The organism is Micromonospora sp. M71_S20, from assembly GCF_003664255.1.
In the GTDB taxonomy this organism is placed as follows: domain Bacteria; phylum Actinomycetota; class Actinomycetes; order Mycobacteriales; family Micromonosporaceae; genus Micromonospora.
On the sequence record NZ_RCCV01000001.1, the window covers coordinates 2,969,612 to 2,987,306 of the forward strand.

The 17,695-nt window shown below is 74.6% G+C and carries 15 protein-coding genes; 14 read left to right on the forward strand and 1 reads right to left on the reverse strand.

Translation table 11 applies throughout. The annotated features are described in order from the left end of the window. Positions 1-68: 68 nt before the first annotated feature. From steA to DER29_RS13535, 8 genes are all read left to right on the forward strand, one after another. Positions 69-1,247: a putative cytokinetic ring protein SteA gene (steA, locus tag DER29_RS13500; RefSeq protein ID WP_121397662.1), complete on the forward strand. Its 1,179-nt coding sequence runs from the start codon at positions 69-71 to the stop codon at positions 1,245-1,247. A 27-nt stretch (positions 1,248-1,274) separates the two neighbouring features. Continuing rightward, positions 1,275-2,213: a copper transporter gene (locus DER29_RS13505; protein WP_121397663.1), complete on the forward strand. Its 939-nt coding sequence runs from the start codon at positions 1,275-1,277 to the stop codon at positions 2,211-2,213. 61 nt (positions 2,214-2,274) lie between these two features. Beyond that, the gene (locus DER29_RS13510) at positions 2,275-3,141 is read left to right on the forward strand and encodes a hypothetical protein (RefSeq protein WP_121397664.1); all 867 of its coding nucleotides are present in this window, start codon (positions 2,275-2,277) and stop codon (positions 3,139-3,141) included. 1 nt (position 3,142) lies between these two features. After that, positions 3,143-4,843, forward strand: coding sequence for a murein biosynthesis integral membrane protein MurJ (murJ, locus tag DER29_RS13515; protein ID WP_121397665.1), 1,701 nt, complete (start codon positions 3,143-3,145; stop codon positions 4,841-4,843). Positions 4,844-4,898: 55 nt separating this feature from the next. Beyond that, positions 4,899-6,065, forward strand: a complete 1,167-nt coding sequence (locus DER29_RS13520; protein WP_121399197.1) for a glycosyltransferase family 4 protein — start codon at positions 4,899-4,901, stop codon at positions 6,063-6,065. Further along, entirely contained in the window at positions 6,065-8,455 is a 2,391-nt protein-coding gene (locus tag DER29_RS13525; protein WP_121397666.1) for a hypothetical protein, read from the forward strand. The genes DER29_RS13520 and DER29_RS13525 overlap by 1 nt, the downstream gene beginning before the upstream one ends. 151 nt (positions 8,456-8,606) lie before the next feature. Beyond that, entirely contained in the window at positions 8,607-10,358 is a 1,752-nt protein-coding gene (locus tag DER29_RS13530; protein WP_121397667.1) for a CTP synthase, read from the forward strand. A 29-nt stretch (positions 10,359-10,387) separates the two neighbouring features. Then, positions 10,388-10,993 carry an NUDIX domain-containing protein gene (locus tag DER29_RS13535; RefSeq protein ID WP_121399198.1) on the forward strand — a complete coding sequence of 202 codons (606 nt, stop codon included), beginning with the start codon at positions 10,388-10,390 and terminating at the stop codon, positions 10,991-10,993. Positions 10,994-11,061: 68 nt separating this feature from the next. Here DER29_RS13535 and DER29_RS13540 read toward each other — a convergent pair whose 3' ends face one another. Then, positions 11,062-11,403 (reverse strand): TM2 domain-containing protein, encoded by a 342-nt coding sequence (locus DER29_RS13540; RefSeq protein ID WP_366644599.1) that lies wholly within the window; start codon positions 11,401-11,403, stop codon positions 11,062-11,064. A gap of 226 nt (positions 11,404-11,629) precedes the next feature. Between DER29_RS13540 and ald the strand changes: the two genes are divergently transcribed. From ald to DER29_RS13570, 6 genes are all read left to right on the forward strand, one after another. Continuing rightward, positions 11,630-12,745: an alanine dehydrogenase gene (ald, locus tag DER29_RS13545; RefSeq protein ID WP_121397669.1), complete on the forward strand. Its 1,116-nt coding sequence runs from the start codon at positions 11,630-11,632 to the stop codon at positions 12,743-12,745. A gap of 11 nt (positions 12,746-12,756) precedes the next feature. Further along, positions 12,757-13,749, forward strand: coding sequence for a site-specific tyrosine recombinase XerD (locus DER29_RS13550; RefSeq protein ID WP_121399199.1), 993 nt, complete (start codon positions 12,757-12,759; stop codon positions 13,747-13,749). A gap of 307 nt (positions 13,750-14,056) precedes the next feature. Then, positions 14,057-14,980 (forward strand): ParA family protein, encoded by a 924-nt coding sequence (locus tag DER29_RS13555; protein WP_121397670.1) that lies wholly within the window; start codon positions 14,057-14,059, stop codon positions 14,978-14,980. A gap of 53 nt (positions 14,981-15,033) precedes the next feature. Next, entirely contained in the window at positions 15,034-15,987 is a 954-nt protein-coding gene (locus DER29_RS13560) for a ScpA family protein (RefSeq protein ID WP_370040071.1), read from the forward strand. Further along, positions 15,984-16,850 carry an SMC-Scp complex subunit ScpB gene (scpB, locus tag DER29_RS13565; RefSeq protein WP_121397672.1) on the forward strand — a complete coding sequence of 289 codons (867 nt, stop codon included), beginning with the start codon at positions 15,984-15,986 and terminating at the stop codon, positions 16,848-16,850. Before DER29_RS13560 ends, scpB begins: the two co-directional genes overlap by 4 nt. Beyond that, on the forward strand, positions 16,837-17,607 hold the full coding sequence (locus DER29_RS13570) for a pseudouridine synthase (RefSeq protein ID WP_121397673.1): 771 nt from the start codon (positions 16,837-16,839) through the stop codon (positions 17,605-17,607). The genes scpB and DER29_RS13570 overlap by 14 nt, the downstream gene beginning before the upstream one ends. Positions 17,608-17,695: the final 88 nt, after the last annotated feature.

A 17,695-nucleotide genomic window follows, 5' to 3' on the forward strand; every position in this document is an offset into this window, starting at 1 on the left:
CTGGGTAGGCGGCCCTGCTCAGGCATGTCGCGACAGAATTGCCTGCCTCACATGCCAGGATGGTCACGATGCGTCTACCCACGTTGCGCCGGACCCGGAACGCGGAACCGGGCAGGATCCTCGGCACCGCACGCCTTGACCGCCGGACAAAACGCCTGGTCGGCCGGCTCCGCCCCGGTGACATCGCGGTCATCGACCACGTCGACCTCGACCGTGTCGCCGCCGACTCGCTCGTCGCCGTCGGTGTCGGCGCCGTGCTCAACGCGAAGCCGTCGGTCTCCGGCCGCTACCCCAATCTGGGGCCCGAGGTGCTGGTCGCCGCCGGCATCCCGCTCCTGGACGACCTGGGGGAGGGGGTCTTCGAGCGGATCCGCGAGGGCGACACCGTCCGGATCGAAGGCAACACCGTTTTCCTCGGCGACGAGCCGGTGGCACACGGCAGCCTCCAGGACGCCGAGACGGTGGCCAAGTCGATGGCCGACGCCCGGGAAGGGCTCTCGGTCCAGTTGGAGGCGTTCGCCGCCAACACGATGGACTACCTCCGGCAGGAGCGCGACCTGCTCCTCGACGGGGTCGGCGTGCCGGAGATCCAGACCGAGATGCAGGGGCGGCACTGCCTGATCGTGGTGCGCGGCTACGACTACAAGGCCGACCTGGACGTGCTGCGCCCGTACATCCGCGAGTTCAAGCCGGTCCTGATCGGCGTCGACGGCGGCGCGGACGCGCTGGTGGAGGCCGGCTACACGCCGGACATGATCATCGGCGACATGGACTCGGTCACCGACGACGTGCTGCGCTGCGGCGCCGAGGTGATCGTGCACGCCTACCCGGACGGCCGGGCGCCCGGCCTGGCCCGGGTCAACGGCCTCGGGGTCCCGGCGGTGACCTTCCCGGCGGCGGCGACCAGCGAGGACCTGGCCATGCTGCTGGCCGATGAGAAGGGCGCCTCGCTGCTGGTCGCCGTCGGCACCCACGCCACCCTGGTCGAGTTCCTCGACAAGGGCCGAGGCGGGATGGCCTCCACGTTCCTGACCCGGCTCAAGGTCGGCGGCAAGCTGGTCGACGCCAAGGGCGTGAGCCGGCTCTACCGGCAGAGCATCTCCGGGTCGTCGCTGCTGCTGCTGGTGCTCTCCGCGATCGCGGCGATGGCCTCGGCCGTGGCGGTCTCCACCGTCGGCAAGGCGTATTTGGGCGTGGTCTCCGAGTGGTGGAACAATTTCGTGTTCCAGCTCGAACAGCTTTTCTAGCGTCCCACCGACCAAGAGGCGACAGGTGTGATCAACTTCCGGTACCACGTGGTGTCCCTGACCGCTGTCTTCCTCGCGTTGGCCATCGGCCTGGTGGTCGGCACCGCCGCCCTGAACGGGCCGGTGGCCGACTCGCTCAAGGAGAACGTCAACGGGCTGCGCAAGGACAACCAGTTGATGCGCCAGGCGGTCCAGAACATGGAGAAGGAACTCGAGCTCGAGGAAGAGTTCGCCGCCCAGATCGCGGAGGTCGTCCTGCCGGGCACGCTGACCGGCAAGCGCGTGCTGGTCGTCAGCCTGCCCACCGGGCGCGACCACACCGAGGGCGTGGTCAAGATGCTCCAGCTCGCCGGGGCCCAGGTGACCGGTCGCATCGACCTGCAGGACAAGTTCATCAACCCGGACAACAACAACAACCTGCTGGAGCTGGCGGTCACCGCAGCGCGCCCCACGAGCGCGCCGACCGCCGGGCTGCCCGGCAACGGGCACGGCGTGGAGACGTCGACCGCCCTGCTGGCCAGCGTGCTGCTCGACCGGGCGCCCGGCGCGACCCCGGTCAGCGAGGCCGACCGGCGGGCGGTGCTCGCCGCCTACAACAACGCCAACTACCTGACCACCGAGAAGCCGGTCACCGCGTCGGCGGAGGCCGTCGTGCTGGTCAGCGGGCAGCCGTACGTGGACAAGGACTCGGCGAAGAAGGACGAGTCGGTGCTCATGGTCGCCGAGCAGCTCGACCAGGCCGGAACGATCGTCGTCGGCGGCAACGGCTCGGCCGGGGGCAACCTGGTGGCCGCCGTCCGGAGCGACCCCGTGCTGGTGCAGACCATCTCGACCGTCGACAACGCCAACACCAACCAGGGCCAGCTGGTCACCGCCCTCGCGCTGGTGCAACAGGTCACCGAAAAGAAGGCCGGTCAGTACGGTGTCGCCGACAACGCCACCCTGCTGCCTAGACTGCCCCAGTGAGCGAACGACGTACCCCGGTGTCCGGATCCAGCTTCGCCGACGTACGGCGGGAGGGACGCGCGTGAGCCTGCTCGGTCGACTGCTGATCGCCGGCGCGGGCGCCGCCGCCGCCCGGTACGCGCTGCGCGAGGTGCGCACCTCACCGGCCGGGCCCGCGCTCGACCGGACCAACTTCCGCGGTCGCACGGTGACCCTGGCCGCCGGCCCCGCACTCGCGGCCGGCGCCGCCGCGACGGGCGCGTTCGGCGCCTCCAGCGGCCCCTCGGGAGCCGCGGCCCTGGTCGCCGGGGTGGGCGCCGGGGCCGTCGGCCTCTACGACGACGTGGTCGGCGCCCGGCCGGAGCAGAAGACGGCCAAGGGCTTCGCCGGGCACCTGGCCGCGCTGCGCGAGGGCCGGGTCACCGCCGGGCTGGTCAAGGTCGTCGGAGTGGGGGCCGCCGGCCTCGGCGCCGCCGCGCTGCTCGCCGCCGACCCCCGGGTCGCCGCGCACCGGCGCCGCCAGCGGCAGGGCCCGCTCCGCCGGGGCGTCGACGTGCTGCTCGGCGCCGGTGTCATCGCCGGCACGGCGAACCTGCTCAACCTGCTGGACCTGCGGCCCGGCCGGGCGCTGAAGTCCGGCCTCCTGCTCGGCGCCCCGCTGGCCGGCGGCCCGCACGGCGGGATCGCCGCCGGTGCCGTCGGCGCCGCCGCCGGCCTGCTCCCCGCCGACCTCGGCGAGGACGTGATGCTCGGCGACAGCGGCGCGAACGCGCTCGGCGCGCTGCTCGGTGTGGCGCTGGCCGCGCGTACCGGGCCTCTCGGGCGGGCCGGGCTGCTCGCCGTGCTCGCCGGCCTCACCGCGGCCAGCGAGAAGGTCAGCTTCACCCAGGTCATCCAGCGCACCCCCGGGCTGCGCGAGCTCGACGCACTGGGCCGGCGCGCCGACTGACGTGACGACCCCGGCACCCCTCGCCGGCGCCGGCCGTGTCGCCGGAGCGGCCGCGCTCATCGCCGTACTCACCGTCCTCAGCCGGCTCGCCGGCTTCGGTCGCACCGCCGTCTTCACCTGGGTCGTGCAGAAGAGCGACCTCGGCGGCATGTACGTCATCGCCAACACCGCGCCGAACATCATCTTCGAGATCGTGGCCGGTGGCGCGTTGGCGAGCCTGGTCGTACCGCTGCTGGCCGGGCCGGTCGCGGCCGGCGACCGGCGCGCGGTGTCCGCCACCACCGGGGCCCTGCTCACCTGGACGGTGACCCTGCTGGTGCCGCTGGCCGTCCTGGTCGCGGTGGCGGCCGGCCCGATCGTGTCGCTGCTCAGCGAGGGGCGCTCCGAGGCCGAGCTGGCGGCCGGGGCGCGGATGCTGCGGGTCTTCGCCCCGCAGCTGCCGCTCTACGGCGTCGGCATCGTGCTCACCGGGGTGCTCCAGGCGCACCGCCGCTTCGCCTGGCCGGTGATCGCGCCGCTGCTGTCGAGCCTCACCGTGATCGTGGTCTACCTCGCCTTCGGCGGTGCCGAGGGACGCGGCGCGAGCGTGGCGCAGGTGAGCCGCGGCAGTGAGCTGATCCTGTCCGCCGGCACCACGCTGGGCGTGGTGGTGCTGTCACTGTCGCTGCTGATCCCGCTGCGTCGGTTGGGTCTGCGGCTGCGCCCCGGCTACGCGTTCCCGCCCGACGCCCGGGCGCGGGTGGGCGGGCTGGCGATGGCCGGGGCCGTCACCGTCACCGCGCAGCAGCTCGCGCTGCTGGTGCTGCTCAACCGCGTCTCCGGCGGCCCGACCGGTTCGCCGCAGGTGTTCAACCTGGCCCAGACCATGTACCTGCTGCCCTGGGCGGTGCTGGCGGTGCCCCTTGCGGTGGCGGCGTACCCGACGCTGGCGACCGCAGCCGCGGCGGGGCGGGACGAGGACTACCGGCGCACGCTCTCCTCGACCGTGCGTGGGGTGCTGCTGTTCAGCTGCCTCGGCGCGGCGGCACTGGTCGGCACGGCCGCGCCGGTCGCCGCGTTCTTCTACCCGGGCGACCCGGGCTCCACCGCCGCGGCCATCGTCGGTTTCGCCCCCGGGCTGCTCGGCTACGGCCTCTTCGCGGTGCTCTCCCGCGCCCTCTACGCACGGGGCGACACCCGCCCGGCGACCTTCGCGATCACCGCCGGCTGGCTGGCGGTGCCGGTGGTGGCGGTGCCGCTGGCGGTCCTCCTGCCGGTGGCGGACCGGGTGCTCGCGGTCGCCCTGGCCAACTCGGTCGGGATGGTGCTGCTCGGCGGGCTGCTGCTCGTAGCGGTGCGGCGCTCGGCCGGGCGCCCCGCGCTCGCCGGAGCGGGCCGGGCCGGCGCCGCAGGACTGCTCGCCGGGGCCGTGGCCGCGCTCGCCGGAACGGCCGTCGCCCGCTGGCTCGACGCGGCCACCGGCGGCACCCCGACGACACCGGGCGCACTCGTGCAGGGCATGCTGTCCGGAGTCCTGGTCGGCGTCGTGTTCCTCGCCGTCGTCTGGCTGGTCGACCGGCGGGACGTGACGCCGCTGCTCGCCGGGGTGCTCCGGCGGCTGGGCAGGGCGGGCCGGCGTGGGCCGGCGGCCCCCGCCGATGGGACGGGCGAGGGCGACATCCCCCCGGAACGGGGTGGCGGGAAGGAGACGGTGTCCCGGTGAGCGGGTGCAGGACGGGTGACCGGCCGACGACTACCGACGAACGGGGGTGGTCGCGGTGACGCAGCCGGCACCGTTTCCCGGCTGGCGCGGCACGGTGGCCCTGCTGCTCGCCTCCAGCACCGGTGGCGTCGGGCAGCACGTCCGCTCGCTGGCCGGGGGCCTGACCGCCGCGGGTGCCTCCGTGCTGGTCTGCGGCCCCGCCGCGACGCAGGAGCAGTTCGACTTCACGGGCGTCGGCGCCCGGTTCCTGCCGGTGGAGATCCCGGCCAGCCCGACCCCGGCCGACGCCCGCGCGGTCACCGCGCTGCGCCGGGCCCTCGCCGCCGAACCGGTCGACGTGCTGCACGCCCACGGCCTGCGCGCCGGGCTCGTCGCCGTGCTCGCCCGCCCGGCCGCCCCCCTCGTGGTCACCTGGCACAACGCGGTGCTCGCCGGCGGCCTGCGCGGTGGCGTGTCCCGCCTCGTCGAGCGGGTCGTCGCCCGGGGCGCCCGGGTGGCGCTCGGCGCCTCCACCGACCTGGTCGAGCGGGCCACCGCGCTGGGCGCGGCGGACGCCCGGCTCGCCCCGGTCGCCGCGCCAGCGCTGCCCGCGCCGCGCCGCCGCCGGGCCGCCGTCCGCGCCGAGTTCGGCGTCGGCCAGGAGCGGCCGCTGATCCTCTCCGTGGGCCGGCTGCACCCGCAGAAGCGGTACGACGTGCTGGTCGACGCGGCCGCCCGGTGGCGTACCCGGACCCCGGCGCCGGTCGTGGTGATCGCCGGCAGCGGCCCCGCGTACCTGCCGTTGGCCGCCCGGATCTCCGCCGCCCGGGCCCCGGTGACCCTGCTCGGGCACCGCACCGACGTGGCCGACCTGCTCGCCGGCGCCGACCTGGCGGTGGTGACCAGCGACTGGGAGGCCCGCCAACTCTTCGCACAGGAGGCGATGCGGGCCGGCGTACCGCTGGTGGCGACGGCGGTCGGCGGCCTGCCGGAGCTGGTCGGCGACGCCGCGGTGCTGGTGCCGCCGGCGGACGTGGACGCCGTCGACGCGGCCGTGCGTGCCCTGCTCGACGACGAGGCCGGGCGGGCCGAGCTGGGGCGGCGCGGCGCCGCCCGGGCCGCCACCTGGCCCAGCGAGGCGGACACCCTGGCCCAGCTGGCGGCGCTCTACGCCGAGCTGGCCCCGCACGGCGCCGGACCGGCCGCTCCCGGCGCCGACGCCCCGTCGACGGGACGCCGGTGATGCGGCGCAGAATCGCCCCGATCCTGCTGACCCTGGTCGTGGTGGCGCTGGGCATCACCGCGCTGACCGCCCGCCCCGAACGGGAGGCGTCGCCCCCCGGGCGCACCGCCGACTTCGTGGTGCTGGTCGGGGTCGCCGGACTGCGCTGGGAGGACGTCGACCCGCAGACCACGCCGACGTTGTGGCGGATGGCCCAGAACGGCTCGATCGGCTCCCTGTCGGTCCGTTCCGCGCACCGGCCGACCTGCCCGGTGGACGGTTGGCTGACCCTCGGCGCCGGCAGCTACGCCGCCTGGAACGGCAGCCGCCAGGCCGGGGGCTGTCCACCGGCCCAGGTGACGGTCGAGCAGCCCGACGGCATCGGCGCGAACCTGCCTGACCAGGAGAGCGTCGTCCTGCACAACCAGGAGCGGCTGCCCTGGGGCACGGTGCCCGGCGCGCTGGCGGAGTCGGTGCGCTGCTCGGTGGCGGTCGGGCCCGGCGCGGCCGTGGCCGCCGCCCGACCGTTCGGCCGCGTCGACCGGTACGCGCCGGCGCTCCCGGCGGACCCGGCGGGCCTGCTCGGCTCCTGCGTGCTGAGCATCGTCGACCTCGGCACCGTCACCGGCGAGGATCCGGCGGCCCGGGCCGCGGTCGCGCGCGAGGCCGACGCCCGCCTGGCCCGGGTGCTGGCAGCCCGGCCGCCCCGCTCGTTGGTGATCGTCGCCGGGGTGTCCGACACCGACGCCCCGTCCCGGCTGCACGTCGCCGTCGCCGACGGGCCGGGCTGGGAACGCGGGTGGCTCACCTCGGCCAGCACCGGCCGCGAGGGCTACCTGCAACTGGTCGACCTCGCGCCGACCGCGCTCACCGCGCTGGGCCGGCCGATGCCGGAACGGCTCTTCCTCGGCCGGCCGGCCGAGTCGGTCGGCGGGCGGCCGGCGGACCTCGCCGCCGCGATCGCCGCGCCGGCGGACGCCGACCGGGAGGCGGCCGCCCAGCGCCGGGTGGCCGACTGGTTCTTCACCCTGCTGGCCGGCGCGCAGGTGCTGCTGGCCGTGGCGGTGCTGCCGCTGCTGCGCCGGGCCCGCCGGCACGCCGGCCCGTACGGCCCGGAGCCGGTCTCGCGGCGGGTGGTGGCGGTCGTGGAGCTGCTGCTGATCGCGGCGGCCCTCGCCGTCCCGGCCGCCCTGTTGGCCGACGCCGTGCCCTGGTGGCGCGGGGACCACGCGGGCGTCTACTTCGCCGGGGTGACCGTGCTGCTGCTGGTCGCCGCGACCGCCGTGGTGCGGCTCGCGCCGGGGCACGCGAGCACCCTCGGCCCGCTCGGCGCGGTGGCCGGCCTGACCACGCTGGCCGTGGGGCTGGACGTGCTCACCGGCGCCCGCCTCCAGCTCAACGGGGTGGTCGGCTACTCCGCCCTGGAGGGCGGCCGGTACGCCGGGCTGGGCACCGTCGGGCTCGGGGTGTTCCTGGCCGGCTCCCTGCTGAGCGCGGGGTGGCTGGCCCAGCGGGTCCGCCGGTCCTGGCGGCCGCCCGTGATGGTGGCCGTCGGCGGCGCCGCCGTGCTGGTCGTCGGCAGCCCGTACCTGGGCTCCGACCCGATCGGCGCGATCGCGCTGACCGCCGGGCTGAGCGTCGCCGCGGCGATCAGCGCCGGTGGCTGGCTGACGATCAGCAGGCTGGCCTGGGCCACCATGGCCGGGCTCGCGCTCACCATCGGCTTCGCGGTGCTCGACCTGCGCCGGCCCGCCGCCGAGCGGGGCAGCCTCGGCCGGTTCCTGGCCGCCGTCGGCGACGGCACCGGCGGGCTCACCGTTCACCGCTCCAGCACGGCCAACTTCGAGACCCTGGTCAACAGCCCGCTGACGGTGCTGGCCCTGGCCGGTGCCCTGCTGGTCTGGTTCGCCCTGCTCCAGCCGTGGGGTGGGCTGATGCGGCTGTTCGGCATCTATCCGGCGATGCGGGCGGCGATGGCCGGCACCGCCGTCGCCGCGGTGATCGGCGGGGTGCTGGGCGGCGACGCCCTGGACGTGGCCGGCGCGGCCGCCGCCCTGGTGGTGCCGATGGCGGCGCTGGCCGCGCTCCGGGTGCTCGACCACTCCACCGACCGCACGCTGCCCGACGCGGGCCGCCCGCGCGACGAGGGGCCCGGCGGCTCGGGCGACGGCTCGGGCGGTGACGCCGGCGGGGGGCCGGACGGCGACGGCCCGGACCGGCCGGCACCGACCGGCGCGGGGTCGGGCGCCGCCCGTACCGCGGATGCGGGCGCGGGACCGGTCGCGGCACCGGCGCCCCCGGCCCCGCGCGCCCCGGGCCCGGCTCCCGGGGCGTCCGGGCCGACGGCCGGGACCGGCGCGGGGAAGCGCGCGCCGGCCGGCCGGGCATCGATCGAGGTCACCGCCACCTGAGTCGGGGGCGGCACGTCCCGCAGCCCGCTGCGGGTGCGCCCGGCGGGCGGGCCGGCAGAGGTGTTACCGTGGAATCCCGTGGATCGCGTGATCACTTGGCTGATCGGCACGGCGGTCTGCACGACCGCGACGGACGACACGGGAGCAGGCCTTGGCCCCTTCAGCACGGACGACCAGGCACATTTTCGTCACCGGGGGAGTCGCCTCCTCGCTGGGTAAGGGCCTCACCGCCTCCAGCCTCGGCAACCTGCTCACCGCGCGCGGTCTGCGCGTGGTCATGCAGAAGCTCGACCCCTACCTCAACGTCGACCCGGGGACGATGAACCCGTTCCAGCACGGCGAGGTCTTCGTCACCGAGGACGGCGCCGAGACCGACCTCGACGTCGGGCACTACGAGCGGTTCCTGGACCGGGCGCTCTCCGGCAAGGCGAACGTCACCACCGGCCAGATCTACTCGGAGGTGATCGCCAAGGAGCGGCGCGGCGAGTACCTGGGCGACACCGTCCAGGTCATCCCGCACATCACCAACGAGATCAAGTCGCGGATCCTGGCGATGGCCGACCCGGACGACGACGGCCAGGTGCCGGACGTGGTGATCACCGAGGTCGGCGGCACCGTCGGCGACATCGAGTCGCTGCCGTTCCTGGAGTCGATCCGCCAGGTCCGCCACGACCTCGGCCGGGACAACTGCTTCTACCTGCACGTCTCGCTGGTGCCCTACCTGGCGCCGTCGGGCGAGCTGAAGACGAAGCCGACCCAGCACTCGGTGGCCCAGCTGCGCAGCATCGGCATCCAGCCCGACGCGCTGGTGCTGCGCTGCGACCGGGAGATCCCCGACAAGGTCAAGCAGAAGCTGTCGCTCTACTGCGACGTCGACCGCGAGGCCGTCACCGCCGCCCCGGACGCGCCGAGCATCTACGACATCCCGAAGGTGCTGCACCGCGAGGGCCTCGACGCGTACGTGGTGCGCCGGCTCGGCCTCTCCTTCCGCGACGTCGACTGGACCAGCTGGGACGACCTGCTGGACCGGGTGCACCAGCCCCGGCACACCGTCACCGTCGCCGTGGTCGGCAAGTACGTCGACCTGCCCGACGCGTACCTGTCGGTGAGCGAGGCGATCCGGGCCGCCGGCTTCGGCCACCGGGCCCGCGTGCAGCTGCGCTGGGTGCCCAGCGACGAGTGCGTCACCCCGTCCGGCGCGGCGGCCGCCCTGGCCGGCGTGGACGGCATCGTCATCCCGGGCGGCTTCGGGGTGCGCGGCATCGAGGGCAAGATCGGCACTGCCCGGTACGCGCGGGAGAACGGCATCCCGCTGCTCGGCCTCTGCCTCGGTCTGCAGTGCATGACGATCGACGTGGCCCGGCACCTGGCCGGCCTGGAGGGCGCCAACTCGCTGGAGTTCGACGAGGAGGCCGCGCACCCGGTCATCGCCACCATGGCCGACCAGGAGGACATCGTGGCCGGCAGGGGCGACCTGGGCGGCACCATGCGGCTGGGGGCCTACCCGGCGGCGCTCGCCGAGGGCTCGCTGGTCGCGGAGGCGTACGGCAGCACCGAGGTCAGCGAGCGGCACCGGCACCGGTACGAGGTGAACAACGCCTACCGCGACGCGCTGGCCAAGGCGGGCCTGCACATCTCCGGCACCTCGCCCGACGGGCGGCTGGTGGAGTTCGTCGAACTGGACCGGGGCCTGCACCCGTTCTTCGTCGCCACCCAGGCGCACCCGGAGCTGAAGAGCCGGCCGACCCGGCCGCACCCGCTGTTCGCCTCCTTCGTGAAGGCGGCGGTGACCTACTCGGAGGCCGACCAGCTCCCGGTCGACCTGGACGCCGCCGAAAGCGCGGCGGCGAAGAACGCCGCCCGCAACGGCGGCGCCGCCGCGAAGGCGACGTCGGCCTCGTGAGCGAGCGGGGCACCGGGCACGACGGCGGCGTGAGCGCCGTCGAGCACCGCTACGAGGTGCGTTCCCGCACCGAACGCTACCGGGGCAGGATCTTCGACGTGGTCAGCGAGGAGGTGACCATGCCGGGCGGCGGGACGGGGGTCCGCGACTTCGTCCGGCACGTCGGCGCGGTCGCCGTGGTGGCGCTCGACGCCGCCGGTCAGGTGGTGCTGATCCGCCAGTACCGGCACCCGGTCGGGCGGCACCTGTGGGAGTTGCCCGCCGGGCTGACCGACGTCTCCGGCGAGGACCTGGCCGCCGCCGCGGTCCGGGAACTGGCCGAGGAGGTCGACCTGACCGCCGGGCGGATCGACGTCCTGGTGGACCTGCACAGCTCGCCGGGCTTCACCAACGAGCTGGTCCGGGTCTTCCTGGCCCGGGACCTGGCCGACGTGCCGGCGGAGCAGCGGCACGAGCGGCGCGAGGAGGAGGCCGACCTCCAGGTCGTCCGCATCGACCTGGACGAGGCGGTCGGCATGGTCCTCGCCGGCGAGATCACCAACGCCTCCTGCGTGACCGGGCTGCTCGCCGCCGCCCGGGCCCGCGACACCGGTTGGTCGGCGCTGCGCCGGGCCGACGCGCCCCTGCCGGGCTGAGCCGGGGGAGAGAACGCGAAGGGGCCGTGCGGTACGTCCGCACGGCCCCTTTCGTCGTTCCGGGTCGGTCAGTCGCGCAGCGGCCGGCCCTGCCCGTCGACGCCACCGTTGATCAGGATCAGGATGCCGTCGATGAAGCCCCAGAGGCCGCCGATGCCGCACGTCACGAGGGACACGATGAGCTGGATGACGCCGGTCTTGGTGTCGCCCATGTAGAAACGGCCGATGCCGAAGGTGCCCAGCACGATCTGCAGGACGCCCGCGACGACCTTGCTCTTGTCGGAGACACCCGACGGGTACCCGGGCTGGTTGGGGAAGCCGGGCTGGTAAGGAGGTGTGGTCATGAGGCGACACCCTAGTGATCCACTCGTCTCCTGTCCGCAGCGGCACCCGAAGAGTGGGACGATAATGGATGAACACTGTCCTGACGGCTGAGGTGCGGGTCCCACCGCCGGCCCGGTTCACGCCTGACACATCGTCAGCGGGTGCGGGCACCGGATGTCACTGTGCTGCCTCTTCGGGGGCGGCGACGCGCCTAGACTGCCGCCGGCGGGACCGGTGGACCGCGGCGGCAAAGGGGCCGTCGTGGCACCGCGCAGTCGGGGGAGCGCAGCCCCGAAGAGAGGTGTCTGCATCGTGAAGGTCGGAATCCCACGCGAGGTCAAGAACCACGAGTACCGCGTGGCGATCACGCCGGCGGGCGTCAACGAGTTCGTCCGCAGCGGTCACCAGGTCTTCGTCGAGTCCGGCGCCGGCGTCGGGTCCAGCATCGGCGACGACGAGTTCGTCGCCGCCGGGGCCAAGATCCTGGCCACCGCCGACGAGGTGTGGGAGACCGCCGAGCTGGTGCTCAAGGTCAAGGAGCCGATCGCCGAGGAGTACCACCGGATGCGCGAGGGGCAGGTGCTCTTCACCTACCTGCACCTGGCCGCCTCGAAGGCCTGCACGGACGCGCTGGTCGACCGCAAGGTCACCGGCATCGCGTACGAGACCGTCGAGCTGCCCGACCGGTCGCTGCCGCTGCTCGCCCCGATGTCCGAGGTGGCCGGTCGCCTCGCCCCGCAGGTGGGCGCCTACCACCTCCAGCGGCAGGGCGGCGGGCGCGGCATCCTGATGGGCGGCGTCTCCGGCGTCTACGCCGCGAAGACCGTGGTCATCGGCGCCGGTGTCTCCGGCATGAACGCCGCCGCGATCGCGCTCGGCCTCCAGGCCGAGGTGCTGCTGCTCGACAAGAACGTGGCCCGGCTGCGCCAGGCCGACGCCATCTACCGCGGCCACCTCCAGACGGTCGCCTCCAACGCGTACGAGATCGAGCGGGCCGTGCTGGACGCGGACCTGGTCATCGGCGCGGTGCTGGTGCCCGGCGCGAAGGCCCCGACCCTGATCTCCAACGAGCTGGTCTCCCGGATGAAGCCGGGCAGCGTGCTGGTCGACATCTCCATCGACCAGGGCGGCTGCTTCGAGGACTCGCGTCCCACCACCCACGCCGAGCCGACCTACCAGGTGCACGACTCGATCTTCTACTGCGTGGCGAACATGCCGGGCGCGGTGCCGCACACCAGCACCTACGCGCTGACCAACGTCACCCTGCCGTACGCGCTGGAGCTGGCCAACCACGGCTGGCGGGAGGCGCTGCGTCGCGACCCGGCGCTGGCGCTCGGCCTGAACACCCACGACGGGCAGGTCACCTACGGCCCGGTCGCCGAGGCGCACGGCATGGCGACCCTCGCGCTGGCCGACGCGCTGGCCTGAGGGGTGGCGGGCTGACCGGCACACCGGACGGGGCCGGCGCGGGCGTGGAGCCCGCGCCGGCCCTGCGTCGTGCCGTGCGCGGCTACCTCGACCACCTCACCGTCGAACGGGGACTGTCGGCGAACACGCTGTCGTCGTACCGTCGGGACCTGGAGCGCTACCTGGCCACCCTGGCGGCGGCCGGCGTGCCGGACCTGGCCGCCGTGGGCCCGGGGCAGGTCGAGGCGCACCTGGCCCGGCTGCGCGCCGGCGATGAGGAGCACCCGCCGCTCGCGGTCTCCTCCGCCGCGCGGGCGGCCAGCGCGGTGCGCGGCCTGCACCGGTTCGCGCTGCGCGAGGGGCTGGCCGGCGCCGACCCGAGCCGGGACGTCCGCCCGCCCACGCCGCCACGCCGGCTGCCCCGCGCGCTGCCGGTCGACGCCGTGGTGCGGCTGCTGGAGACCGCGGGGTCGGTGACCGCCGCCGGCGATCAGGCGCCGCTCGCGCTGCGCGACCGGGCGCTGCTGGAGTTCCTGTACGGCACCGGGGCGCGGATCTCCGAGGCGGTCGGCGCCGCCGTGGACGACCTGGACGTCGACGAGGGCACCGTGCTGCTGCGTGGCAAGGGCGGCCGCACCCGGCTCGTTCCGATCGGGGGGTACGCCGTCGAGGCGGTGCGGGCCTGGCTGGTGCGGGCCCGGCCCGGGCTCGCCGCCGCCGGCCGGGGCACCCCGGCGGTCTTCCTCAACGCCCGCGGCGGCGCGCTGACCCGGCAGGGCGCCTGGACGATCCTGCGTCGCGCCGCCGAGCGGGCCGGGCTGCCGGTGGACGGCCCGGAGGCGGTCTCCCCGCACACCCTGCGCCACTCCTACGCCACCCACCTGCTCGACGGGGGCGCGGACGTACGGGTGGTGCAGGAACTGCTCGGCCACGCCTCGGTGACCACCACCCAGGTCTACACCCTGGTCACGGTCGAGCGGCTGCGCGAGGTGTACGCCACCGCCCATCCCCGGGCGCGGGGTTGACCCCGCCCGGCCCTCGCCCGGGCGGAGGGGCGACCGCCGGCCGCCCCGCTCCGGTGGCCGCCGGCCGGTTCGCGCGGCGCGACGGCGCCCGGGGCGGTGTGCGGTGTACGCCGCCGACGGCTGGCCTGGTCGGCGGGGCGGCGACACGCCGAGCGGGTGCGACCGGGCCGCCGGGCGGTGGCGTACAGTCGGCATCGGCGCGGACCTCCTGGGGCGATGGTGATGCGGACCGGGGTGCGCAGCGGCGCCGCGAAGGACGTCGGACGGCTCCGACGCCGGGTGGTCGTCGGGAGGGGGCAACGAGCACATGGCTGGCAACGGTGACCGTGCCGAGACCTGGACGTCGGAGCTCCGCGAGCAGCAGGCCACGCTCGGGGCGGATCTCGGTCCGGCGGATCCGGCGGCATACACGATGCGTAAGCCGATTCCCGAGCCGATGCCGACCGATCGGCACGGCCCGGCCCGGATCATCGCGATGGCCAACCAGAAGGGTGGCGTGGGCAAGACCACCACGACCATCAACCTGGGCGCCGCGCTGGCCGAGTACGGCCGCAAGGTGCTCCTTGTCGACTTCGACCCGCAGGGCGCCCTCTCGGTCGGGCTGGGGGTCAACCCGCACAACCTCGACCTGTCGGTCTACAACCTGCTCATGCAGGACGACGTCACCGCCGAGGACGTCCTGATCAAGACCGACGTGGCGGGGCTGCACCTGCTGCCGGCCAACATCGACCTCTCCGCGGCCGAGATCCAGCTGGTCAACGAGGTCGCCCGGGAGATGGCCCTGGCCCGCGTGCTCCGCTCGGTCCGCAAGGAGTACGACTACATCCTGATCGACTGCCAGCCCTCGCTGGGCCTGCTGGCGATCAACGCGCTGACCGTGGCGCACGGCGTGCTCATCCCGCTGGAGTGCGAGTTCTTCAGCCTGCGCGGGGTGGCCCTGCTGCTCGACACCATCGACAAGGTGCGCGAGCGGCTCAACTTCGACCTGGAGCTCGAGGGCATCCTCGCGACCATGTACGACAGCCGCACCACCCACTGCCGCCAGGTGCTCCAGCGGGTGGTGGAGGCGTTCGGCGACAAGGTCTACCAGACGGTGATCACCAAGACCGTCAAGTTCCCCGAGTCCACCGTCGCCGGTGCCCCGATCACCACGCTCGACCCGGCCTCGTCCGGTGCCCGCAACTACCGCCAGCTGGCCCGCGAGGTGATCGCCGCCCAGGCCGAGCGGTAGACGGCGATGCACCTTCGCGCCGACCCGGCCGGGGCGTGGACTACGGTCTTCCGGTGACCGCGCCACCCCTCGACCCTCCGACGACGCCGGAGCAGCCGCCCGTACGGGCCGCCGAGGCCGTCGCCGAGGTGCCGACGGACCCGGCCGGCGTGCCCGAAGCGGCGGAGAGCGCCGGGTTCACCGTCCGGCTGGCGAACTTCACCGGCCCGTTCGACCTGCTGCTCCAGCTGATCGGCAAGCACAAGCTCGACGTGACCGAGGTGGCCCTGCACCGGGTCACCGACGAGTTCATCGCCTACATCCGGGCGATGGGCGACCAGTGGGACCTGGACGAGGCCAGCGAGTTCCTGCTCATCGCCGCGACCCTGCTCGACCTGAAGGCGGCCCGGCTGCTGCCCGCCGCCGAGGTCGAGGACGAGGAGGACCTGGCGCTGCTGGAGGCGCGGGACCTGCTCTTCGCCCGGCTGTTGCAGTACAAGGCGTACAAGGAGGCGGCGGCGCACATCGCCGCGCTGGAGGAGGTCGGCGGCCGGCGCTACCCGCGCGCGGTCACGCTGGAGGCCCGGTACGCCGACGCGCTGCCCGACCTCGTGCTCGGCATCGGCCCGGAGCGGTTGCTGAAGCTGGCGGTCAGGGCGATGACGCCGAAGCCGGTGCCCGAGGTCTCCATCGCCCACGTGCACATGGTCCGGGTCAGCGTTCGGGAGCACGCGGGCATCCTCACCGAGCGGCTGCGCCGCGCCGGCACGGCCACCTTCTCGCTGCTCTGCGCCGACTGCGAGGCCACCCTGGAGGTGGTGGCCCGGTTCCTGGCCCTGCTGGAGCTCTACCGGGAGGGCCTGGTCGCCTTCGTCCAGGAGCAGGCCCTGGAGGAGTTGACCGTACGCTGGACCGGTCCCGCCGAGGGCGGCCCCGACCTGCACGTCGACGAGTACGCCGGCACCCCGCCCGAGCCCGCCGAGGCGGCCGGGGGACCGGACGGGAACCAGGGAGGAGTAGAGGGATGAGCAGCGACGAGCGCCGGGACTCCCTGGCCGACCAGGCCGCCGCCTGGGTGCCGCCCTGGCAGCGCCCCACGGCCCCTTCCGCAGCTCCCGAAACCAGAGATCCTGTTATCTCCACGCCCACGGAGGGGCCTGAACCTACCGAGATCTCTGGAGCTGCTGAGGGTGCGGCAGAGCCTGCGGTGGCGGACGCTCCTGCGGAGGCCGGCGGGTCCGGGGAGGCTGGCGGCGGGGAGGGTAAGGGCCCTCGGGGCGTATCGGCGAAGGCTGCTGCGGGGCGACGGCGGGCGGCACCGGCACCCGAGCCGGCGCCGGAACTCGACGACGCGGAGCTGCGCGGGGCGCTGGAGGCGATCCTGCTGGTGGTGGACGAGCCGGTCAGCGAGCTGGTCCTCGCCCAGGTGCTGGAGCAGCCCGCCGAGCGGATCGGGCCGATGCTGGACGAGATCGCCGCCGGCTACACGGCCGCCGGACACGGCTTCGAGCTGCGCCGGGCCGCGGGTGGCTGGCGTCTCTACACCAGGCCGGAATACGCCACCTATGTTGAGCGGTTCGTACTGGACGGGCAGTCCGTGCGGCTGACCCAGGCCGCGCTGGAGACACTGGCCGTGGTCGCCTACAAGCAGCCCGTCACCCGGGGGCGGATCTCCGCCATCCGGGGTGTCAACTGCGACGGGGTGATCCGTACCCTGGTCTCCCGCGGGTTGGTCGAGGAGTGCGGCACCGAACCGGACAGCGGGGCGTTCCTCTACCGGACCACCACGATGTTCCTGGAGAAGCTCGGGCTGAACAGCGTCGACGACCTCCCGCCGCTGGCCCCGTTCCTTCCCGACGACGTAGAAGAGCTTGCCGATGCCACGCGATGACCGCACGCCCCGCCCCGACGCGCCCGCCTTCGAGGGGGCCGAGCGCCTGCAGAAGGTGCTGGCCGCCGCCGGCGTGGGCTCCCGGCGCGCCTGCGAGGACCTGATCTTCCGCCGCCGGGTCACCGTCGACGGCCGGGTCGCCCAGCTCGGCGACAAGGTCGACCCCGCCACGGCCGTGATCCACGTCGACGGCGAGCGCCTCGTCGCCGACACCCGACTGGTCTACCTGGCCATGAACAAGCCCCGAGGGGTCGTCTCCACCATGGCCGACGAGAAGGGCCGCACGGCGCTCGCCGACTTCCTCGGCAACCGGGTGGAGCAGCGGGTCTACCACGTCGGGCGGCTCGACGCCGACAGCGAGGGCCTGCTGCTGCTCACCAACGACGGCACCCTCGCCCACAAGCTGATGCACCCGTCGTACGGGGTGCAGAAGACTTACCTCTGCGAGGTGTCCGGGCCGATCCCGCGCAACCTCGGCAAGCGGCTGATGGCCGGCGTGGAGCTCGAGGACGGGCCGGCGAAGGTCGACTCCTTCCGGGTGGTGGACACGCTGGGACGGACCGCCCAGGTGGAGCTGAGCCTGCACGAGGGGCGCAAGCACATCGTCCGCCGCCTGCTCGGCGAGGCGGGCCATCCGGTGAGCCGGCTGGTACGTACCGCGATCGGGCCGATCCGGCTGGGCGACCTGCGAGCCGGGCGGACGCGGCGGCTGACCAACGCGGAGGTCGCCGCCCTGTTCAAGGCCGTGGGTGACTGACCCCCGAGTTCGGGGTACGGCTGCCGGTAGGCTCCCTGGCGGCCCGGCGCCGGCGGCGCCCGTCGGGCGGCGCGACGCCGGGCATCAT